The 19,993-nt window shown below is 74.6% G+C and carries 26 protein-coding genes; 14 read left to right on the forward strand and 12 right to left on the reverse strand.

Annotated features, from left to right (window positions below; all coding sequences use genetic code 11):
- The first annotated feature begins 68 nt into the window (after nt 1-68).
- The 3 genes from ACQPYX_RS13850 (at nt 69) to ACQPYX_RS13860 (ending at nt 2,617) form a co-directional block, all read left to right on the forward strand.
- Nucleotides 69-491, forward strand: a complete 423-nt coding sequence (locus ACQPYX_RS13850; protein WP_433803485.1) for a DUF3099 domain-containing protein — start codon at nt 69-71, stop codon at nt 489-491.
- Nucleotides 492-522: 31 nt separating this feature from the next.
- Complete coding sequence (locus ACQPYX_RS13855; protein WP_230756972.1) at nt 523-774, forward strand: DUF3039 domain-containing protein; 252 nt, start codon at nt 523-525, stop codon at nt 772-774.
- Nucleotides 775-841: 67 nt separating this feature from the next.
- Nucleotides 842-2,617 carry a DEAD/DEAH box helicase gene (locus tag ACQPYX_RS13860; protein ID WP_433803486.1) on the forward strand — a complete coding sequence of 592 codons (1,776 nt, stop codon included), beginning with the start codon at nt 842-844 and terminating at the stop codon, nt 2,615-2,617.
- 366 nt (nt 2,618-2,983) lie between these two features.
- On the opposite strand, the gene ACQPYX_RS13865 is transcribed toward ACQPYX_RS13860, so the two are convergent.
- Nucleotides 2,984-3,178, reverse strand: coding sequence for a DUF7455 domain-containing protein (locus tag ACQPYX_RS13865; RefSeq protein WP_230756975.1), 195 nt, complete (start codon nt 3,176-3,178; stop codon nt 2,984-2,986).
- Between the two features lie 254 nt (nt 3,179-3,432).
- Here ACQPYX_RS13865 and ACQPYX_RS13870 point away from each other — a divergent pair, with 254 nt between their 5' ends.
- The 3 genes from ACQPYX_RS13870 (at nt 3,433) to ACQPYX_RS13880 (ending at nt 6,913) form a co-directional block, all read left to right on the forward strand.
- Nucleotides 3,433-4,266: an EamA family transporter gene (locus ACQPYX_RS13870; protein ID WP_433803718.1), complete on the forward strand. Its 834-nt coding sequence runs from the start codon at nt 3,433-3,435 to the stop codon at nt 4,264-4,266.
- Nucleotides 4,267-4,473: 207 nt separating this feature from the next.
- Nucleotides 4,474-5,862 carry a glutamine synthetase gene (locus ACQPYX_RS13875; RefSeq protein ID WP_433803487.1) on the forward strand — a complete coding sequence of 463 codons (1,389 nt, stop codon included), beginning with the start codon at nt 4,474-4,476 and terminating at the stop codon, nt 5,860-5,862.
- Between the two features lie 52 nt (nt 5,863-5,914).
- Complete coding sequence (locus tag ACQPYX_RS13880; protein ID WP_433803488.1) at nt 5,915-6,913, forward strand: endonuclease/exonuclease/phosphatase family protein; 999 nt, start codon at nt 5,915-5,917, stop codon at nt 6,911-6,913.
- On the opposite strand, the gene ACQPYX_RS13885 is transcribed toward ACQPYX_RS13880, so the two are convergent.
- Complete coding sequence (locus tag ACQPYX_RS13885) at nt 6,876-7,814, reverse strand: aldo/keto reductase (protein WP_433803489.1); 939 nt, start codon at nt 7,812-7,814, stop codon at nt 6,876-6,878. The genes ACQPYX_RS13880 and ACQPYX_RS13885 overlap by 38 nt on opposite strands.
- A gap of 92 nt (nt 7,815-7,906) precedes the next feature.
- Here ACQPYX_RS13885 and ACQPYX_RS13890 point away from each other — a divergent pair, with 92 nt between their 5' ends.
- On the forward strand, nt 7,907-8,371 hold the full coding sequence (locus ACQPYX_RS13890; RefSeq protein WP_433803490.1) for a hypothetical protein: 465 nt from the start codon (nt 7,907-7,909) through the stop codon (nt 8,369-8,371).
- Here the strand turns inward: ACQPYX_RS13890 and ACQPYX_RS13895 are convergent.
- Nucleotides 8,355-9,134, reverse strand: coding sequence for an inositol monophosphatase family protein (locus ACQPYX_RS13895; RefSeq protein WP_433803491.1), 780 nt, complete (start codon nt 9,132-9,134; stop codon nt 8,355-8,357). The genes ACQPYX_RS13890 and ACQPYX_RS13895 overlap by 17 nt on opposite strands.
- Nucleotides 9,135-9,187: 53 nt before the next feature.
- Here ACQPYX_RS13895 and ACQPYX_RS13900 point away from each other — a divergent pair, with 53 nt between their 5' ends.
- On the forward strand, nt 9,188-9,598 hold the full coding sequence (locus ACQPYX_RS13900) for a hypothetical protein (RefSeq protein WP_433803492.1): 411 nt from the start codon (nt 9,188-9,190) through the stop codon (nt 9,596-9,598).
- On the opposite strand, the gene ACQPYX_RS13905 is transcribed toward ACQPYX_RS13900, so the two are convergent.
- From ACQPYX_RS13905 to ppgK, 7 genes are all read right to left on the reverse strand, one after another.
- Nucleotides 9,582-10,127, reverse strand: a complete 546-nt coding sequence (locus ACQPYX_RS13905; protein ID WP_433803493.1) for a Uma2 family endonuclease — start codon at nt 10,125-10,127, stop codon at nt 9,582-9,584. The two genes, ACQPYX_RS13900 and ACQPYX_RS13905, sit on opposite strands and share 17 nt — an antisense overlap.
- A 52-nt stretch (nt 10,128-10,179) precedes the next feature.
- Nucleotides 10,180-10,470 carry a hypothetical protein gene (locus ACQPYX_RS13910; protein ID WP_433803494.1) on the reverse strand — a complete coding sequence of 97 codons (291 nt, stop codon included), beginning with the start codon at nt 10,468-10,470 and terminating at the stop codon, nt 10,180-10,182.
- An 11-nt stretch (nt 10,471-10,481) separates the two neighbouring features.
- Nucleotides 10,482-10,919: a PaaI family thioesterase gene (locus tag ACQPYX_RS13915; protein ID WP_433803495.1), complete on the reverse strand. Its 438-nt coding sequence runs from the start codon at nt 10,917-10,919 to the stop codon at nt 10,482-10,484.
- A complete protein-coding gene (locus ACQPYX_RS13920) occupies nt 10,916-11,122 on the reverse strand; it encodes a hypothetical protein (RefSeq protein ID WP_433803496.1) in 207 nt (68 codons plus the stop codon). Before ACQPYX_RS13920 ends, ACQPYX_RS13915 begins: the two co-directional genes overlap by 4 nt.
- A gap of 65 nt (nt 11,123-11,187) precedes the next feature.
- Nucleotides 11,188-12,111 carry a DMT family transporter gene (locus ACQPYX_RS13925; RefSeq protein WP_433803497.1) on the reverse strand — a complete coding sequence of 308 codons (924 nt, stop codon included), beginning with the start codon at nt 12,109-12,111 and terminating at the stop codon, nt 11,188-11,190.
- A gap of 85 nt (nt 12,112-12,196) precedes the next feature.
- On the reverse strand, nt 12,197-13,588 hold the full coding sequence (locus ACQPYX_RS13930) for an RNA polymerase sigma factor (protein WP_433803498.1): 1,392 nt from the start codon (nt 13,586-13,588) through the stop codon (nt 12,197-12,199).
- 227 nt (nt 13,589-13,815) lie between these two features.
- Nucleotides 13,816-14,562 (reverse strand): polyphosphate--glucose phosphotransferase, encoded by a 747-nt coding sequence (gene ppgK / locus ACQPYX_RS13935; RefSeq protein WP_433803499.1) that lies wholly within the window; start codon nt 14,560-14,562, stop codon nt 13,816-13,818.
- A 49-nt stretch (nt 14,563-14,611) separates the two neighbouring features.
- Between ppgK and ACQPYX_RS13940 the strand changes: the two genes are divergently transcribed.
- Complete coding sequence (locus ACQPYX_RS13940; protein WP_433803500.1) at nt 14,612-15,472, forward strand: inositol monophosphatase family protein; 861 nt, start codon at nt 14,612-14,614, stop codon at nt 15,470-15,472.
- 6 nt (nt 15,473-15,478) lie between these two features.
- Here the strand turns inward: ACQPYX_RS13940 and cei are convergent, their stop codons facing one another.
- A complete protein-coding gene (cei, locus tag ACQPYX_RS13945) occupies nt 15,479-16,114 on the reverse strand; it encodes an envelope integrity protein Cei (protein ID WP_433803501.1) in 636 nt (211 codons plus the stop codon).
- A 321-nt stretch (nt 16,115-16,435) separates the two neighbouring features.
- Here cei and ACQPYX_RS13950 point away from each other — a divergent pair, with 321 nt between their 5' ends.
- Nucleotides 16,436-16,738: a DUF4193 domain-containing protein gene (locus ACQPYX_RS13950; RefSeq protein WP_018334507.1), complete on the forward strand. Its 303-nt coding sequence runs from the start codon at nt 16,436-16,438 to the stop codon at nt 16,736-16,738.
- Between the two features lie 51 nt (nt 16,739-16,789).
- Here ACQPYX_RS13950 and ACQPYX_RS13955 read toward each other — a convergent pair whose 3' ends face one another.
- On the reverse strand, nt 16,790-17,272 hold the full coding sequence (locus ACQPYX_RS13955; RefSeq protein WP_433803502.1) for a DUF3093 domain-containing protein: 483 nt from the start codon (nt 17,270-17,272) through the stop codon (nt 16,790-16,792).
- 93 nt (nt 17,273-17,365) lie between these two features.
- Between ACQPYX_RS13955 and dut the strand changes: the two genes are divergently transcribed.
- The 4 genes from dut (at nt 17,366) to ACQPYX_RS13975 (ending at nt 19,990) form a co-directional block, all read left to right on the forward strand.
- Entirely contained in the window at nt 17,366-17,899 is a 534-nt protein-coding gene (gene dut / locus ACQPYX_RS13960) for a dUTP diphosphatase (protein WP_433803503.1), read from the forward strand.
- A 48-nt stretch (nt 17,900-17,947) separates the two neighbouring features.
- Nucleotides 17,948-18,679 (forward strand): DUF3710 domain-containing protein, encoded by a 732-nt coding sequence (locus tag ACQPYX_RS13965; RefSeq protein WP_433803504.1) that lies wholly within the window; start codon nt 17,948-17,950, stop codon nt 18,677-18,679.
- Between the two features lie 84 nt (nt 18,680-18,763).
- Nucleotides 18,764-19,141, forward strand: coding sequence for an OB-fold nucleic acid binding domain-containing protein (locus ACQPYX_RS13970; RefSeq protein ID WP_433803505.1), 378 nt, complete (start codon nt 18,764-18,766; stop codon nt 19,139-19,141).
- Nucleotides 19,142-19,255: 114 nt separating this feature from the next.
- On the forward strand, nt 19,256-19,990 hold the full coding sequence (locus ACQPYX_RS13975; protein ID WP_433803506.1) for a DUF3159 domain-containing protein: 735 nt from the start codon (nt 19,256-19,258) through the stop codon (nt 19,988-19,990).
- Nucleotides 19,991-19,993 lie beyond the last annotated feature (3 nt).

The raw sequence follows: 19,993 nt of genomic DNA on the forward strand, positions 1-19,993 counted from the left end.
GGCCGGATGATTGCCCGCCGTGCCATCGGGGACCCGTGGTGGGACAGTGGGAACCTGGAGGTGGTGGCGTGAAGCGGCGTCACGAGGACGAGCCGGTGCTGATCACCGAGGCCGCCGTCTCGTTCGAGGACGAGTTCGCGGCCCGCAAGAAGCGGTACTCGCTGATCATGGCGTTCCGCATCCCGTGCCTGGTGCTGGCCGGGATCTTCGGGATCGGCTTCAACTGGCCGTGGGTGGCGGTCGCGTTCATCGTGCTGTCGGTACCGCTGCCGTGGGTGGCCGTGCTTATTGCGAACGACCGGCCGCCGAAGAAGTCGCAGAAGGTCAACCGCTACCGGTCGGACGCCACGGCCCTGCCGAAGGTCAGCGAGGCGCGCATCATCGAGGCCGCCGAGGCGCTCGACGCCCGCGCCCAGCGCACCGACGGTCCCCGCCAGCCCCAGCAGGACGGTCCCGATCATGCGCCGCCGCGGACCGGGACCGACGGCTGAGAGTCGGACCCCGCCGGGGCACAATGGAGCCATGAGCCAGACCGCGGTCCTCCCCGACGTCCGCCCGGACGCCACGGATCGGACGAACGACGACGATCCGAAGATGTTCCACTACGTCCGCAAGGACAAGGTGGCCGAGAGCGCCGTCATGGGGAACATGGTCGTGGCGCTGTGCGGGGAGACCTTCCCGGTCACGCGCTCGCCCAAGCCCGGCTCGCCGGTGTGCCCGGCGTGCAAGGAGATCTTCAACAAGCTGCCGCGCGGCGGCGGGGACGACGAGTAGGACGTCGTCCCCCGCGGGCCTCCCACGACGGAGGCCGGTGCCTGCTCACCAGCTCCCCGGAGGGTCCTTGACCACGCGCGCGCCCGGACGACCCGGCCCGACGACCGCCACGGACACGCCCTCGGCCCCGCCCCTGCGGCAGTGGCAGCGGCGCGCCCTGACCCGCTACCTCGCCGAGCGCCCCAAGGACTTCCTCGCGGTCGCGACGCCGGGCGCGGGCAAGACGACCTTCGCCCTGCGGGTCGCGGCTGAGCTCCTCGGCGACCGCACGGTCGACACCGTGACGATCGTCTGCCCCACCGAGCACCTCAAGCACCAGTGGGCGGGCGCGGCCACGCGCGCCGGGATCGCGATCGACCCGGAGTACTCGAACTCGGTCGGGAAGCTCTCGGCCGACTTCCACGGTGTCGCGGTGACCTACGCCCAGGTGGCGGCGCACCCGATGCTGCACATGAACCGCACCGAGTCACGGCGCACGCTGGTGATCTTCGACGAGATCCACCACGCCGGGGACGCGAAGAGCTGGGGCGAGGCCACGCGGGAGGCGTTCGGCGGCGCCACGCGCCGACTGGCCCTGACCGGGACGCCGTTCCGCTCCGACGACAGCCCGATCCCCTTCATCACCTACGAGCCCGACTCGGCCGGCGCCCTGCGCTCGAAGGCCGACCACTCCTACGGCTACTCCGACGCGCTCGCCGACGGAGTGGTGCGGCCCGTGGTGTTCCTGGCCTACTCCGGGCAGGCGTCGTGGCGGACCAGCGCGGGCGAGGAGATGACGGCCCGGCTCGGCGAGCCGCTCACCGCGGAGCAGACGTCCCGGGCCTGGAAGACGGCGCTCGACCCCAAGGGCGACTGGATGCCCGCGGTCCTGCAGGCCGCCGACACCCGGCTCACCCAGCTCCGGCAGGGCGGCATGCCCGACGCCGGCGGCCTGGTCATCGCCACCGACCACACCACCGCCAAGGCGTACGCGAAGATCCTCGGGCGGCTCTCCGGCGAGGAGCCGGTCGTCGTGCTCTCCGACGACCCGAAGGCCTCCGGGCGGATCGCGGGCTTCTCGGCGTCGAACGACCGGTGGCTCGTGGCCGTCCGCATGGTCAGCGAGGGCGTCGACGTCCCACGGCTCGCCGTCGGGGTGTACGCCACGAGCGCCTCGACCCCGCTCTTCTTCGCCCAGGCGGTCGGCCGCTTCGTGCGGTCGCGGCGCTCGGGCGAGACCGCGTCGGTCTTCCTGCCCAGCGTGCCGACCCTGCTCGGCCTGGCCAGCGAGCTCGAGCTGCAGCGCGACCACGTGCTGGGCGAGCCGCACCGGCCGAAGGAGGGTCTCGACGACGAGCTCCTCGAGCAGGCCAACCGCACCGAGGACGAGCCGGGGGAGCAGGAGAAGAGCTTCGAGGCGCTCTCGGCGGAGGCGGAGCTCGACCAGCTGATCTACGACGGGGCCTCGTTCGGGACGGCCGCCGGCGCGGGCAGCGACGAGGAGCAGGACTACCTCGGGCTCCCGGGGCTGCTCGACCCCGACCAGGTGCGGGCGCTGCTGCGCAAGCGCCAGAGCGACCAGCTCGACGAGGAGACGCGGCGCGCCCGGGAGGCCCCGGCGGAGCCGGCCGCCCCGCCGCCCGCGCGGCTGAAGCCGTCCGCGGCGGAGAAGCTCAAGGAGCTGCGCCGCGAGCTCAACACGCTCGTCGCGGCGCACCACCACCGCACCGGCCAGCCGCACGGGGTGATCCACGGCGACCTCCGCAAGGCCTGCGGGGGACCGGCGACCCCGGTGGCCACGGCGGAGCAGATCGAGGAGCGGATCACGACGCTGCGGTCCTGGCGATCGCAGCCGCAGCGCTGACCGTCGGTCGTCGCTGTGGTCGACGTCACACCGTCGGGTGACGTGTGCCGACCGTGTCGATCACGTCGCGAAACGTGGCCGTCACGGACGACACGTGGTCGTCACGCACGGTCGCGAGGCCGGGTCCGGGTCGGCGGCCGGATCCGGGGCCGCGTCACGCCTGCGGGTGACGGTGCGGACCACCCGACCGTGCGCGTCATCGACGGCGCTCGCGCGTGTCGCCGTGGACCCGCGGCGGCGGCTCGTCGGCGGGAACCGCGGACGGGGCCGGACACGACGACGGCGGGCGGGGACCGTCGTGGTCCCCGCCCGCCGTGGTCTCGAGGCTTCTCGCGGCGATCGGCGTCGCCGCAGGTCAGCGGGCCGTCAGGCCGACTCCCCGGCCTGCACGTCGATGGAGAGCTCCTTCATCTTCGCCTCGTGCGTACGGGCGTGGTGCCCGCAGAAGAGGAGTTCCCCGCCGGAGGGCAGGATGGCGCGGACCTTCGCCGCTGCACCGCAGCGGTCGCAACGGTCCGAGGCGGTGAGTTCTGGCCGGGTCAGGGTTCCGGGCATCGTCATCTCCCTCCGTTCGGAGACCGGTGTGGGAACCGGTCCCGCAGGCTCCGGCCGAGTGACCGTCGCCCCTCCACTGTGTCAGACCGGGGCGACGACCGCTCGTGTTCACGCGACGCTTTGTTCTCGGTCACGTACCGCTCATCGACGGATTGCGACCGTTGTTATCCGGGAAGGGGGCGGACCACACGATGGTGAGTCGATCATCGACGACGAGCGGTCCCCCGGCGCCGCTACTCTTCGTGCTCGGCGGCGTGTCGATGTACGTGGGCGCCGCGCTCGCGGTGGGGCTGTTCGAGCGGGTCTCGCCCGCCGGGGTCGCCTGGCTGCGGCTCGCGGGCGCCGCGGTGGTGCTCGCGGTGTGGCGGCTCGCGGCGCGGCGCTGGTCGCGGTCCGAGCGGGTGCGCTGGTCTCGACGACGGGTCGCGCTGGCCGGGGCCTTCGGTCTCGTCACGGCGGGCATGAACATCGTCTTCTACGAGGCGATCGCGCGGCTGCCGCTGGGCACCGCGGTCGCCGTCGAGTTCGCGGGCCCGGTGCTCGTGGCGGCGCTCGGGTCGCGGAGCCGGCGGGACTGGTCGGCGCTGGCGCTCGTCGTCGTCGGGGTCGCCCTGATCGCGGACGTGCGGCTCGAGGGCTCGCCGGCCGGAGTCGTGTTCGCGTTGCTGGCCGCGCTGCTGTGGGCCGGCTACATCGTGCTCGGCGCCCGGGTGTCGAGCGGCTCCGGCTCGACGGGGGAGGGCATCGACGGGCTCGCGATCGGCTTCGTCGTCGCCGCCGTGGTGCTCTCGCCGCTGGCCCTGACGGCGGGCCCGATCGCCGGGGAGCCCCTGCTGCTCTCCTCGGCGCTCGCGCTGGGGGTGCTGTCGTCGGTGGTGCCCTACGTGCTCGACCAGGTCGTGCTGCGCCGCGTCGGCCGGGCCCGCTTCGCGCTGCTGCTCGCCCTGCTGCCGCTGACCGCCACGGTGGTGGGCCTGGTCGGGCTCGCGCAGGTCCCGGCGCCGCTGGAGGCGGTGGGGATCGCGGCCGTCGTCGTCGGGGTGGCGCTGCGGCGGGAGCCCGCGCCCCCGTCGTCGGCCGACCCGCCGGCGTGAGGGGAACCCTCGTGCCACAAGAGCGCTCGAATCCTCCCCTCACGCGTGCGGCCCGGCTGCTCTGATCAACGAGCACCGTCGGTCCGCTGCGGGCCCGGTCGACCACCGCAGGTGCTCGCTCGGGACGGCGCTGCCCCACGCGGCGGTCGGCGACGGGCCGGGAGGCGGCGCTGGCTAGCCTCACCCGCGCTGGACCGTCGACGAGGGGTGGGGAACGTGACCGAGGAGTTGCGCGAGCGCGGCCGGGAGCTCGCCGCGGCGCTGGCCGCCGACGGGGTGGCCGGGCTGACCGTCGCGTGGGCCGACAACAACGGCATCCCGCGCTCGCGGACGGTCCCGGTGTCGGCGCTACCGCAGGTCGCGGTCAGCGGCGTCGGCGTGACCCACCTGTTCGCCGTCTTCGACACCGACGACGCGATCGCGTTCGGCTCCCCGGGCATGCAGAACGCGTCCGGTGACGTCCGGCTCGTCCCGCAGCTCGACCGCATCACCCGCCTCGCGGGCCAGCCCGCCTTCGCGTGGGCACCCGGGAAGCAGCTCGCCGCCGACGGCGGGCCGTGGGCGTTCGACCAGCGCTCGGTGCTCGAGCGGGTCGTCGAGGGCCTCGCCGCCGACGGCTACAGCGCACTCGTCGGGTACGAGATGGAGTTCGGCGTCTTCGAGCCGGAGACCGACCCGGACGACACGGAGCTGCTCCCCGCCCACCACGGCCCCGCCTACAGCCCGCACGCGCTCCTGCCGATCGACGGCTTCATCGCCTCGGTGATGCGCGACGCGGAGGCCAACGGACTGCGCCTCGGCCAGATCCACGCCGAGTACGGGCCCGCGCAGGTCGAGCTCTCGCTCGCCGCCACCGACCCGCTGACCGCCGCCGACCAGCAGCTCCTCGCCCGCCAGACGATCCTCGCGGCCGCCGAGGCGCACGGCCTGCGGGTCTCCTTCGCGCCGCTGCCGACCCTGAACGGCGCCGGCAACGGCTGGCACGTCCACACCTCGTTGTGGCGCGGCGGGGAGAACCTGCTCGCCGGCGGCCCGGAGGGGCCGCGCGGCACCGCGGGCGCCGGCTACGTGGCCGGGCTGCTGCGCGACCTGCCCGCGCTCGCCGCGATCACCGCGCCCTCGCAGGGCTCGCTCGCCCGCCTGCGCCCCGGCTTCTTCGCGGGGGCGTTCTCCGGTTTCTGGGGCGTGGAGAACCGCGAGGCCCCGCTGCGCTACGTGCCCGGCTCCGCCCTGCTCGGCGAGGACCACGCCAACGTCGAGCTCAAGACCTCCGACGCCTCGGCCAACCCCTACCTCGCCCTCGCCGCGATCCTGACGGCGGGTGCGGCCGGGATCGAGGAGAACCTCGTCCCGCCGGCCCCGACCGCGCAGGACCCGGGCACCTGGAAGAAGAAGGAACGCGCCGCCGCGGGGATCGCGAAGCTGCCGAGCACCCAGGCCGAGCAGGAGGAGGCGCTGCGCGCGAACCCGCGCATCGCGGGCGTGCTCGGCGACGAGCTCCTCGAGGCCTTCCTCGCCGTGCGCCGCGCCGACGCCGCCTGGGCCGCGGAGAAGGACACCGAGGAGGTCCTCGCCGCCTGGCGCTGGAAGTACTGAGCGCCGGACGAGCCTCGCGCCGATCCGACGGCGACTGGGCGATCATCGACGCGTGGGACGTTCGACGATCGCCCGGACCGCCGCGGGCGCGCTGGTGACCACCGCCGTCCTGCTGCCCGAGGCCCTCGGGGTCGACCGGACGGCGCCGTGGCCGATCATCACCGCGTTCCGCCGCCGGCTCGCCCTCACGACGGCGGGTCTCTCGGCCCTCGCGGCGACGCGACCGGGCCCGTGGCGCGACCTCGGCGTCGGCAGCGGGATCGTCGCGGCCGGCGCCCTCGCCGTCTCGACGGTGCGGCACCGACGCCGCACCGGCGGGACCCCGGTCGGGGAGCCGTTCGCCGTGCTCGGCGCGAACGTGTGGATCGGGCGGGCGGACCCGGTCGCGCTCGGCGCGACGATCCGCCGGGAACGCCCGGACGTCGTGGCGCTGCTCGAGGCCGGGGACCGGTTCCGGTGGGCGCTCACCTCCGAGATCGACGACCTGGGCTACCGCGGGTGGTCGTGCGCCCCGGGTCGGGTCGAGGTGGAGGCCGCCGGCGCCGGGGACCACGCCTGCACCTCGGTGCTCGCCGCCCCCGGGCTCGGCGCCGTCACGGTGCGGGCCGTCACCCGCGACACCGCCTCGGGGTGGGTCGAACTGTCCGGCGGGGCGCTCGGCGACACCCGCCTGCTCGCCGTGCACCCCGCGGTGCTGCTGCCCAGCCGCACCCACGAGTGGCGCCGCGAGCTGGACCGTCTCGCCGGCCTCGTCGCCGACGATCCCCGGCCCACGGTGGTCGTCGGCGACCTGAACGCGACCCTCGAGCACCGGGCGCTGCAGCGGGTGCTGCGGTGGGTCCGCTCGGCCGCCGCCGAGGCGGGCCGGGCCCGCGAGGCGACGTGGCCCGCGCAGCGCCCCCGCCGCCTCGGCGTCGCGATCGACCACGTCCTCGTCTCGGACGCGGTGGGTGTCGGCTCCGTCGAGGTCCTCGACGTCCCCGGCAGCGACCACCGCGCGGTGCTCGCCCGGCTCAGGCGGCCGACAGCCGCCGCAGCTCGTCGTCGCTGAGCCGTAGCGACACCGCCGGCAGGATCTCGCGGAGCTGGTCGAGCGTGCGCCCCGAGGCGATCGGCGCACCGACGGTCGGTTGGGCGGCGAGCCAGGCCAGCGACACCGCGGCGACCGGGACGTCGTGCGCCGCGGCGATCTCGTCGAGCACACCGAGCACCGCGACCCCGTGGTCGTCGAGGTAGGCCCGGGCGCCCTCGGCGCGCGCGCCCGCCATGGCTCCCGACGACGCCCCGGAGTCGACCTGGTCGGACCCGCGCCGGTACTTCCCCGTGAGGAAACCCTTCGCCAGCCCGAAGTACGGGTAGCAGACGAGGCCCTCGCGCTCGACCAGCGGCGCCAGGTCCCGCTCGTAGTCGCGCTCGACGAGGTTGTAGTGCGGCTGCACGGCGCTGAACCGGGTCAGGTCGTGCTTGTCGGCGAGCTCGAGGGCGCACGCGAGCCGGTCGGCGTCGAAGTTGGACGCCCCGACCGCCCGGACCTTCCCGGCGCGGACGAGCTCGTCGAACGCGCCGACGTAGTCCTCCTGCGGGGTGTCGGGGTCGTCGCGGTGGGCGTAGTAGAGGTCGATGTGGTCGGTCTGCAGGCGGCGCAGCGAGTCGTCGCACGCGGCGCGGATGTTCTCCGGGCGCAGGCCCTTGCGCTGCTCCCAGGAGCCGACCTTCGTCGCGATGACGACGTCGTCGCGGCGCCCGGTGCGCGCCAGCCAGTTCCCGATCACGGTCTCGGACTCGCCGCCGGAGTTGCCCTCGGCGCGCGCCATGTAGGAGTCGGCGGTGTCGATCATGCGGCCGCCGGCGTCGACGAAGGCGTCGAGCAGGGCGTGGGAGGTCGGCTCGTCGGCGGTCCAGCCGAAGACGTTCCCGCCCAGGCACAACCCGTCGTCAGGAAGAGCAGTCATGTCAGGGGTCTACCCCGCCCGCCGGGGGCAGACCCTGCACGCGCCCGAGGGATCTTGGTCGGGTGATCGGCGCGGTGGCAGGGTCGGCGACCGTGGAGGAACTGCTCGGTGAGGTGGCCGCCCTCGGGGACGCGCCGACCCTGCTCGTGGCCTGCGGGTTCGACGGTGCGCTCGCCCCGCTCGGGGACGACCGGGCGCTGCAGCAGTCGTCCGAGGCGCTCAACGTGCTGCTCGCCCTGCCCGGGACCACGGTGGCGGTCGTCTCCCGGCGACCCGCCGACGAGGTCGCCGAGCTGATGTTCCTCTCCGGGGCCAAGGGCGGGCTGCGGATGCTCGACCCGGACGGCGTGGAGCCACTGCGCCGCGAGCTCGGCGCGGTGGTCCTCGTCGTCGACACCGATCCCGCGACGCTCGCCGGAGTGGGCGCCGGGGACCTCGGGGTGCTGGTCGAGGCGGGGGCCGACCCGGACGACGAGCCGGAGCACGGCGTCTACCGGGTCGCCGAGGCGGAGGACGTCGTCGAGGTGCTCGAGGAGCTGGTCACCGCTCGCCGGTGAGCGCCGCCAGCACCGCGGCGTGCACGGTCGGGCGGGCGATGAGCAGGTCGGGGGAGTAGGGGTCGTCCTGCCCGTACGGCACGGGCGAGCCGTCGATGCGCGTCGCGAACAGGCCCGCGGCCATGGCGACCGCCATCGGCGCGGCGTTGTCCCACTCGTACTGCCCGCCGGAGTGCAGGTAGACGTCCGCCTCGCCGTCGAGCACCGCGAGCGTCTTCACCCCGGCCGCCGAGCGCCGGACCAGCCGGACGGGGAACGCGCGCTCGACCGCCCGGAGCTCGTGCGGGGGCCGCGACCGGCTCACGGTGACCGCCAGCTCGTCGCCGATCGGGTCGTCGGGCACGTGCTCCACGGTGTCGGAGTCGACGAGGGCGTCGAGGCCGGGCACGGCGACCGCGCCCGCGGCCAGCTGCCCGTCGACCACGAGGGCCACGTGCACGCCCCACTCGTCGGTGCCGCGACCGAACCCGGAGGAGCCGTCGAGCGGGTCGACGATCCAGAGCCGGTGGGCCCCGCGGCGGCCGCGGGGGTCGAGCGAGCCCTCCTCGGAGAGCACCGCGTCGTCGGGCCGGCGCCGCGCGAGCTCGGCGGTCAGGTACTCGTGCGCGCGCTCGTCGCCCGCGTACTCCCGGTCGCGGCCGGGCGGCGTCGCGTCCCGCAGGTCGAGCAGGAGGCGCCCGGTCGCGTCGGCCAGCTCCCGGGCCAGCGCGGCGTCCTCCGCGTAGGCGGGACTGCCGGGCAGGACGGTGTCGGCGGAGCTCACCCCCCGATCTTGGCCCACACCACCGGGCGGGTGCGCGGTGGCAGGGTGGTGAGGTGCTCGATGTGCTCGCCGCGGTGGCATGGGTGTGGCTCGGGATGGTGCTGGCGATCTCGTTCCTGGAGGCGCCGCTCAAGTTCCGCGCTACCGGGGTCACGCTGCCGGTGGGGCTCGGCATCGGCCGGGTCGTGTTCCGCGCCCTCAACGCCGTCGAGGTGGTGTTCGCGGTCGTCGTCGTGGTCGGGCTGGTGCTCGGGCCGTTCCGGACGGCGGGTGTGGTCGCGGTGGGGGTGCTGACGGTCCAGCTCGTGGCGGTGCGTCCCGTGCTGACACGGCGCTCGGACCGGGTGCTCGCAGGCGCGGACACCGGCCGGCGCAGCCACACCCATCTCGTCTACGTCGCGCTCGAGGTGGCGAAGGTGGCCGGGCTGGTGTGGCTCGGGGTGACCGCTACGGCAGCGTCGTGAGGTCGAGCGTCGCGCCGAACGCGAGCGTGGCGAGGCCCTGGTGCTCGGCGACGGGCCGGTAGGCGCCGTCGACGAGCGCGAACTCGGTGAGCGTCGGGCCGTCGGGGTCGACGATGCCGTAGTGCGGGATCGCGCCCTCCGCGTACTCCGCGAGCTTGGCGACCCGGTCGGTCCGTCGGCTGCCGGGGGAGAGGATCTCGAACGCCGCGAGGAGGTCGGCCGGGACGAGGCGCTCACCGCGCTCGTAGGCCTCGGCCCGGACCACGGCGACGTCGGGCTTGCGCACGGTCGGGGGAGGCCCGGCGTCGATGAGGACGTCGAGGTCCGGGATCAGCACGTGGCCCGGGGCGACCTGTGGCTCCAGGGCCGCACAGAGCCGCCACAGGAGGCGTTGGTGGACGGGCGAGGGGCTCGGCGACACGACCAGCACCCCCTCGACGAGCTCGGCGGTCTTGACGAGTTCCTCGTCCAGCGCCTCCCACTCGTCGAGCGAGAGCAGGTGGTCGGGCCAGGGCCGCGCGATCGTCATGGACCTCCTACCTCCTCCGACGCCGCTCATGCTCGCACGGTTCCGTGCGGTCCTACGGCGTCTCCGCGGCGATCAGGACCCGGGCGAGCTCGTCGAGCACGGCGCCCCGGGCGTCGTCGCGCTCCGGCGCGGTCTGCGGGTTCTGGTCGAGCAGGAGGCGGGCGAGGCTGGCGAGGCTGACCACCTGGGCGCCGAACTCCTCGGGGCCGCCGAGCTCGCCGAGCAGCTCGCCGACGGCGCGCAGGTCCCCGGCGTCCATGGCGCGGATGACGGCCACGCTGCGCTGGTGCACGTCGGCCGGGTCGGGGCCCGGGAGGTCGTCGGCCTCGGGGTGCTGGGTCATGCCGGCGAGCATCACAGACCCCGTGCGGGCTCCGCTCGGCGGAGGGCGATCACGGACTTGGTGATCTGGCTGCGTGCCACGAGCCGGTCGCCGACGGTCGCGGTGGCGCTCACGAACCCCAGGCGCCGGGTGCGGCGCTCGAGGACCGCCGTCACGAGCACCTCCTCGTCCCGCTGCCCGGGGCTGAGCAGCTGCGTCGAGATGTGGTGGGTCACGGCGTGCTCGTCGTCGGCGAGCTCCGGGAGCAGCGTCAGGAATCCCTGCAGCTCGAGGATCGCGCCGAGCGCGCCCGCGTGCAGCGTGCCGCCGGGGTTGAGGGCGAGGTCGCGGACCGGGAACACGAGCCCGCCGGTGGGCGCGGCGGGATCGGCCGGACGCGCTCCGAGGGCCTCCTGCAGCGGGATCGCGAGCGCCGCCGCGGCACGCTCGGCGAGCGACGCTGCGGTCACCGCAGGCCTTCGCGGTTCAGCACGCTCAGTGCCCAGGCCGAGAGACTGCCGAGCACGACCGAGACGGCCAGCAGCGCCGCGAACCACCACACCCCGGTCAGCACCAGCACGACGGCCCAGAGGACGCCCAGCGTGACGTTGAACCACAGCAGGAACACGTAGCGGCGGCGTTCGTCGGGACGGACCCGCTCCTCCATCGGCACGAGCCCCACGCTAGCGGGTCAGATGCGCAGCACCGGCTCGATGGTCCGCCCGGCCGCGGTGGTCCTCATGGGGGCATCGAACCGGACGGCGTGACCTGGGACACGTCCTGCGCCCGCCGCCGGGGCCAGATCCCCAGGCCCACGAACATCCCGACGAGGGCGACGGCGAGGCCGAGCACGGCGCGCCCGGTCAGCGGTTCGGCGAGCAGCGGGACGGCCAGCAGCGCCGTCGTCGCGGGAGAGAGGTTCATCAGCGCCGACACGTGCACCGTCGAGCGCCGCCGCAGGAGCACGAACATGACGGCGAAGGTGCCGGCAGAGTTGATCACGCCCAACCAGGCCACCGCGACCCATCCACCGGCCCCGGCGGGGAGCCACTGCGGGCCGAGGAACGGCATCGCCACGGCCAGGACGACCATCGAGGTCACCATCTGGACGGCCACGCTGGAGGCGACGGGCGTGTCGTCGTTGAACCGCTTCTGGTAGAGCGTGCCCGCCGTCAGGAAGGCCATCCCGAGCACCGGGAGCAGCACCGGCCCGATCGGTCCACCGGCGGAGAGGCCGCCGGAGGCCACGATGTACACCCCGCCCGCTCCGATGATCAGCCCGATCGCCGGGGCGGCGCCGAGCCGGGTCCGCAGCACCAGCGGGGTGAGCAGCCCGACGAGCAGCGGTGCCAGCCCGACGACGAGGCTGGTCAGCCCGGCGGGCACGCCGCGGGCGAGGCCGGTGAACACGGCCGAGAACACGCCCACCTGCAGCAGCAGTGCCGTCACGACGAGGTGCACCAGCGACCGGCCGCGGGGCATCCCCGGGCGCAGCCAGGCCACGGCCGCCCCGGTGACCGCCGCGGCGATGACGAACCGCCAGAAGAGCACCGTCGGGACGTCGGTGGTGCGGGTGGCGAGCTTCGCGACGATGAACCCCGACGCCCACAGCAGCACGAACAGCACGCTCAGCAGCGGGACGGTCCACCGCGACGACGTCACGGGCGATCAGCCAACGCGAGATCGACCGGGCGTGCAAACGACGGAGGGCCCCCGAGCGGTGCTCGGGGGCCCTCGTCGGGAACGACTAGTCCAGGTAGTCGCGCAGCACCTGGGAGCGCGACGGGTGACGCAGCTTCGACATCGTCTTCGACTCGATCTGCCGGATGCGCTCGCGCGTCACGCCGTAGACCTGGCCGATCTCGTCGAGGGTGCGCGGCTGGCCGTCGGTGAGGCCGAAGCGCAGCCGGACCACGCCGGCCTCACGCTCGGAGAGCGTCGCGAGGACGGACTGCAGCTGGTCCTGCAGCAGCGTGAACGACACCGCGTCGACGGCGACGACCGCCTCGGAGTCCTCGATGAAGTCACCGAGCTGCGAGTCGCCCTCGTCGCCGATGGTCTGGTCCAGCGAGATGGGCTCCCGGGCGTACTGCTGGATCTCCAGCACCTTGTCCGGGGTGATGTCCATCTCCTTGGCGAGCTCCTCCGGGGTGGGCTCGCGGCCCAGGTCCTGGAGCAGCTCGCGCTGGATGCGGCCGAGCTTGTTGATGACCTCGACCATGTGCACCGGGATGCGGATGGTGCGCGCCTGGTCGGCCATCGCGCGGGTGATGGCCTGGCGGATCCACCACGTCGCGTAGGTCGAGAACTTGTAGCCCTTGGTGTAGTCGAACTTCTCGACCGCACGGATCAGACCGAGGTTGCCCTCCTGGATCAGGTCCAGGAACGCCATGCCGCGGCCGGTGTAGCGCTTGGCCAGCGAGACGACGAGGCGGAGGTTCGCCTCGAGCAGGTGGGACTTGGCGCGCTCGCCGTCGCGGACGATCCAGCGCAGGTCGCGACGCATCTGCGTCTGCAGCTCCTGCTGGGTCTCGGCGACCTTGCGCAGCCGCTCCGCCGCGTAGAGGCCGGCCTCGATCCGCTTGGCGAGCTCGACCTCCTCCTCGGCGTTGAGCAGCGCCACCTTGCCGATCTGCTTGAGGTAGGCGCGGACCGAGTCGGCCGAGGCGGTGAGCTCGGCGTCCTTGCGCGCCTGGCGCAGCGCCTCGGACTCCTCCTCGTCCCAGACGAAGTCGCCGGACTTCTTGTCCTCCTCGGTGGGCTCCTCGGTCTCGACCTCCTCGACGACGACCTCGGCGCCCAGCGCCTCGACCTCCTCGGTGAGGTCGGCGTCGCCGGGGGCGTCCTCGAGCTCGCCCTCCGGGGCCTCGCCCTCGGCGCCCTCGGCGCCCTCGGCACCCTCGGTCTTCGCGCCCTTCTTGGCGGGCGCGGCCTTCTTCGCGGGGGCCTTCTTGGCCGGCGCCTTCGTCGCGGCGGCGCCCTTGGGAGCGGCCTTCGTGGCGGTCCGCGCCCGGGTCGCCTTCGGCGCCGCGGCGGGCGCGGCGGCGTCGGCGTCCTCGGTGACGACCCCGATCGGGCCGGAGGGCTGCTCCGCCGTGGCGGTGGTGGCGCGACGGCGGGCGGAATCTGCGGCTGCCACAAACGACCTTTCGCGACGATCTACTGCAGGGGCGTGGAGGCGGACACCGGATCGACGGACCCGGGGCCGGGACGATCACGACGCGGAGTGGTCGGGAAGGTTTGGGCTCCGGCTCCGGCGGTGAACCGCCGCAAGCTGTCAGCCATTGTAACGACGCCGGGTGACCGGCGCCCGTACCTCACAGGCAGGCGGCGCGTGGCGACCGGTCGTCGGGAAGGAACCGCAGGTCAGGGGCTCGTGTCCTCGGCCGCGGCCATGGCCGCACCGACGATCCCCGCCTGGTTCTGCAGCTGGGCGACGACGATCTCGGTGCGCGCCTCCAGCAGCGGCAGCCACTTGTCCGGCTTCTTGCTCACCCCGCCGCCGAGGATGAACAGGTCGGGCCAGATCAGGTCCTCGAGCACCTGCAGGTAGCGGGAGAACCGCTTCGCCCACCTGCCCCAGGACAGCTCCTCGCGCTCGCGGGCGGACGCCGAGGCGCGGCTCTCGGCGTCGTGGCCGTCGACCTGGAGGTGCCCGAACTCGGTGGAGGGCAGGAGGCGCCCGTCGAGGAAGAGCGCCGAGCCGATGCCGGTGCCGATGGTCAGCATGCACACCACGCCGCGGCGGCCGGCCCCCGCGCCGAAGCGCACCTCCGCGAGCCCGGCCGCGTCGGCGTCGTTCAGCACGAACACCGGACGGCGCCCGAGCCGCTCGCCGAACAGGGTCACCGCGTCGGTGCCGGGCCAGGCGGGGTCGATGTTGGCCGCGGTGTGCGCGATGCCGGCCTTGACCACCGAGGGCAAGGTGATCCCCACCGGGCCGTCGTAGGCGTGCGCCTCGACCACCGCCGCGACGGTGTCGGCGACCGCCTCCGGGGTGGCGGGGTGCGGCGTCTCGATCCGGACCCGCTCGGCCAGCAGGTCCCCGGTCTCCGTGTCGACCACGTTGCCCTTCACGCCGGTGCCGCCGACGTCGATCCCCAGCCGTCGCATCCCGTTCACACCCCGTTCCCCTCGCGCGATATCGGGCGAGCCTAGCCAGATGTGGTCGGATGGGGACGTGGACGACGAGGAGCGCTCCGAACTCGCGGTCGGCCTGGAGAAGATCGCGGTCGAGGTGGCGCAGGAGACGGCCGAGCTGGCCCTCGCGGTGCGCGACCGGGTGGTCGGCGACCGCTCCGTCGCGGACATGAGCACCAAGAGCTCCGCGACCGACGTCGTCACCGCCGGCGACCGCGAGTGTGAGGCCCTCGTGCGTGAGCGCCTCGCGGTGCTGCGCCCCGACGACGCCGTGCTCGGGGAGGAGGAGGGCGGGGAGACCTCGCCGCGCCCCGGGCAGGTGCGCTGGGTGGTCGACCCGATCGACGGCACCGTGAACTACACGCACGGCCTGCCCTGGTTCTCGGTCTCGCTCGGCGCCGAGGTCGACGGGCACGCCGTCGCGGGCGCGGTGGTGGAGCCGGTCTCGCGGCGGGTGTGGACCGCCGCCCGGGGCCACGGCGCCCGTCTCGACGGCCGCCGGCTGCGCGCGTCCGCGCTGGAGCGGGTCGAGCTCGCCGTGGTCGGCACCGGTCTCGCCTACGACCCGGCCCGACGGTCCCGCCAGGCGGCCCTGCTCGGCCGGGTCGCGGGCTCGATCGGCGACGTGCGCCGCCAGGGCTGCGCCTCGCTGGACCTCTGCTCGGTGGCGGCGGGCTGGATCGACGGCTTCTACGAGCACGGCCTCAAGCCGTGGGACTGGTGCGCGGGCGCCCTCATCGCCGAGGAGGCGGGGGCGGTGGTGCGGCGTCCGTCGGTCGGTCCCGACGACGGGTGGGGTCCGGAGGCGACCTTCGCCGCCGGTCCCGCCGTGGCGGGACCGCTGTCCGACCTGCTGCGCGCCGCCGGGGCAGCAGAGCTCTAGCTCGCGCTACTGGGAGCAGTCGACGTCACGCAGGGTCGACAACGACGCGGGGTCGGTGCCGGGCACCGGCGCGCCCGACTCGGTGCCGCGGGCGAGCGCCTTGAGGGCGTCGTTCACGCCCGCGCCCGGGGTGATGTCGCGGAAGTCGCTGCCCAGGGCGAGGTCGACCGCCGAGCCCTGGCGCCCGTCGTCGACCAGCTCCGCGCACGGCACGACGAGCGAGAGGGTGCGGGCCGCGGACGCGCCGTCCGGGCCGTAGCGGATCTGCCCCACGCAGCTGAGGTCCTGGGCGGGGTAGAGCGGATCGTTGTCGGGCTGCGCGGCCTCGGGCATGCCGAGCTCGCCGAGCTCCACGGCCGCGAGCTGGGCCTGGCCGCGCTGGCCGGCGCCGTTGAGCACCCGCACGGCCACCGCGGACGGGGCGGCCGCGGCCGTCTGGTCCAGGGCGGTGCGGGCCTGGACGGCGCCGCCGCCCGAGGGCGGCGCGTTGCACGAGGTGACCGACTGCGCCGTCGAGTTCACGAACACCACGACCCAGGTGAGGAGGCTCGCGACGGCCAGGACGACCACCAGCAGGGCCATCGGCAGCAGGTGCCGCCGCCGGTACCCGCCGGCACGCGGGAGGGAGGACGAGGCGGCCACGGCGGCGAGCGTAGACGCCCCGCCGTGGCGTCGGCGTGTCCGCCGCACCGGCAGCCTCGGCCGTCCTCGGTCGTGCGCGATCGAATTGTCGGGCGGACCACACGGATGGACGAGCGGACGCGTGGGCATCCGTCACCGTGGTCGGCTACCCTTCCGCCGCTCCACGGCACGGTCGAGCACGGTCGGCACCTCCCGGGCCGGTCTCCCGACCCCCTGCCGGTGAGACCCGGGTCACTCCGACGACCGGCACAAACCGTGGACGTCCCGCGTTGTGCGGGCGCACGACCGAGAACTCCGCATGACGAGGGTGGGACACACCATATGGCGACCGACTACGACGCCCCGCGCCGCAACGAGTCCGACGAACTCGGGGAGGACTCGCTCGAGGAGCTGAAGGCCCGCCGGAACGAGGCGCAGTCCGCGGCCGTCGACGTCGACGAGACCGACACGGCCGAGAGCTTCGAGCTCCCGGGCGCGGACCTCTCCGGGGAGGAGCTGACGGTCCGGGTGCTGCCCAAGCAGGCGGACGAGTTCACCTGCGGCAGCTGCTTCCTGGTCCACCACCGCAGCCGCCTCGCCGAGACCCGCGGCAACGCGTTCATCTGCCGCGACTGCGCGGCCTGACACACACCGATCACCCAGCCCGGTCCGGGACTCCCGGACCGGGCTCCGTCGTCATGCGCCCCGGATCTGCGCCAGCAGGCGCTCGGGGTGGCGGGTGGAGATCACCCAGTAGGGCGTGGGGTCGTCGGGATCGACGACCTCCAGGCGCACCGCGCTCGGCACCCACGGCCGGTGCAGGACGAAGGCCGCCGGGTCGAGCTGCGGTCCGAGCGCCCGCTGCTTGCTCTCCCCGCGCACCACGTCGGCGCGCCCGACGAAGCGGGTGGGCAGGTGGGCCGGCCCGGCCCAGACCTCGCGCTCACCGTCCGCGTCGGTGGCCACCCCGACCCGCGTGCGGCCGATCCGGCTGAGGATCAGCACCGCGAGCGGCAGCAGCACCACGTAGGGCAGCCAGGAACGCACCCCGGGGAACCCCATGTGGACCTCGGCCGCGAGCAGCCCGGCCACCAGCAGCGACGGCGGCCACGCCCACCAGGGCAGCCGGAGGCGCTCGAGGCCGGCCGGGGACGCGCTCGGGGCGGGTGCTCGGGTCACGCCCTCCAGGGTAGGACGCGGTGCCCCCGGCGACGGACCAGGCGCCGGGGAGGGCTGCGGACCGGTGGCCGCCCGCGACTACCCTCGTGCGTCGTGTCCGAGCTCGATCTCGTCCGTCTCGATCCGGGGCTGCCGCCGCCCGAGCGCGCGCACCCGGACGACGCGGGCCTCGACCTGCGGACCACCGCCGACGTCCGGATCGACCCGGGCGAGCGGGTGCTGGTGGGGACCGGGGTGGCGATCGCGCTGCCGCCGGGGCACGTCGGCCTCGTCTGCGCCCGCTCCGGGCTCGCCGCCCGGCACGGGATCGGCCTGGTCAACGCCCCCGGGGTCGTCGACGCGGGGTACCGCGGCGAGATCCGGGTCTGCCTGGTCAACCACGACCGGCACGCGGCGGTCGACCTGCGCCGCGGCGACCGCGTGGCCCAGTTGCTCGTGCAGCGGGTGGAGCTGCCGATGGTCCGGGTGGTGGACGCGCTGCCCGGGTCCGCCCGCGGCGAGGGCGGCTTCGGGTCGACCGGGTCGGGTGACAACCTGCGTGACCCTCGCCCGTTTACATCACGAGAAGGTCACGGGCAGGGTATTGAGAACACGGCGGGTTCCGCCGATGGACACGTCGACGCATGACCGGGACGGCCACCCCCCGTGGCCGGTGACGAGGGAGCTCTGAAGGCAGTGGTCGCGACCGAGCCGGCGCGCGGGCGCCACCGCAAGGGCCGTATCGCCCAGGTGCCCGGGCACGGTGAGCCCGCGGGCCGCCGGCACCACCAGCACCACGGGCCGTGGGACGCCGAGAACGCCCCGCGGGACGGTCGGCTGCGCCTCGACCTCGGCTCCGTGCAGCTGCCGGTGCCGCCCGGTGCCACCCTGATCGCCGAGCCGGACCCGTCGGGCCCGCTGCGGGCGGTCCACGTCATGGTCCCCGAGGGGCGCCTGACGGTGAGCGCCTTCGCCGCGCCCCGCACGGGTGGGCTCTGGGCCGAGCTGGTCGAGGAGCTGGCGACGCAGCTGCACAACGAGGGCGCCACCATCCGCCGCGACCGCGGCGAGTGGGGTCGCGAGCTCGTCGCGCGCAACGGCGACGTCGTCGCCCGCGTCGTCGCCGTGGAGGGGCCCCGCTGGCTGCTGCGCGGCGTGGGCACCGGGCCGGCCCAGCACGCCCTGACGTTGCACGGGATGCTGCGCGACATGGTCCGCGGCACGGTGATCGTCCGCTCGCCCGACCCGCTGCCGGTGCGCTCGCTGCTGCCCCTCGAGGTGCCCGACGACGTGCCGGAGCCGTTCCGCGACACGCTCTACCAGACCCTTCCCACCCGCCCGCGGCAGATCGCCGGGCAGGACGGGCCCGTGATCCCCATGATGTTGCCGCAGAAGGCGGACTCCGGGACGTCCCCCGGGCGTTCCTGATCGCGTTATCCTGACGACGGGCCCCGAGGGGCCGAGGGTGGCAGCCGGGGTCGTTCCCGGGTGCCTGCAGCGAGGAGCAGCCGGATGGGCAAGAGCCCTGGGTTCATGTCGCGGATGGTCAAGAAGCTCACCTCCGACGTGTCCGAGCTGGACGCGGAGGACCTCTCGGCCGAGGTCGAGCGCTCGGGCTGCCAGAAGGCCAGCGAGTGCTCCGGGACGGGCGAGGCGATCACCGTGAAGGGTCGTCTGCGGTCGGTGGAGATCTGCCCGCGGGACTCGGTCGCCACGTTGGAGGCGGAGCTCTTCGACGGGACCGACGGTGTCACCCTGGTGTGGATGGGCCGACGCCGCATCCCCGGGATCGAGCCGGGCCGCACGTTGCGCGCGAGCGGGCGGGTGGCGGTCCGCGACGGTCGCAAGGTCATCTACAACCCGTACTACGAGCTGCAGCGAGCCCCCTGACAGGAGCGCGTCATCACCCCCCAGCACCGCGCCGGACACCCCGCCGGACCGCCCGTCGGGCCACCGCGGCACCGCCCCGGTCCCGACGAGCCGCCCACCGTCGCCTTCGCCCCGGTGCGGCCGGACCTCCCGACCGCCCCCGTCGCGGGGCCGGGGGCGGGGGCGGCCGAGCCGACCGGGGACGCTGGCGAGGTCGAGGAGCGCGAGGAACGCGAGGAGCGGGCGCCGACCCTGCTCGAGCAGATGGGCGGCGTCGCCGGGGTGATCACCTCGGCCGTGCCGGTCGTCGTGTTCGTGCTGGTCCAGGCGGTGTTCAAGAACCTCGTCGCCTCCATCGTCGCGGCCGTGGCCTCCGCCGTGGCGGTCGCGGTCTGGCGGCTCGTCCGCGGCGAGAAGGTCCAGCCGGCGCTGTCCGGCCTGTTCGGCGTCGCCGTCTGCGCACTCATCGCGTGGCGCACCGGGGAGGCCAAGGGGTTCTTCCTGCTCGGGATCTGGACCAGCCTGATCTACGGCGGCGTGTTCCTGGTGTCCGTGCTCGCGCGGCGGCCGCTCGTCGGGGTGCTGTGGCACCTGGTGAACGGCGACGGGCAGGGCTGGCGCCGCTCGCCGGCGCTGCTCCGGGCCTACGACCTCGCCACCCTGGCCTGGGTCGTCGTGTTCGGCGCGCGGTTCGTGGTGCAGCGCTGGCTCTACGACTCCGCCTACGCCGAGACCTGGCTCGGTTGGGTCCGCCTCGCCATGGGCGTACCGCTGGCCCTGCTCGCCGCCGCCGTGACGGTGTGGGCGATCCGGCGCGCCACCGACGCCGCGAAGGCGGGGAAGGCGGAGGCGGGGCCGGCCACCGCCTGACCC

It is taken from the genome of Actinomycetospora sp. CA-084318 (genome assembly GCF_050955885.1).
Classification (GTDB): domain Bacteria; phylum Actinomycetota; class Actinomycetes; order Mycobacteriales; family Pseudonocardiaceae; genus Actinomycetospora.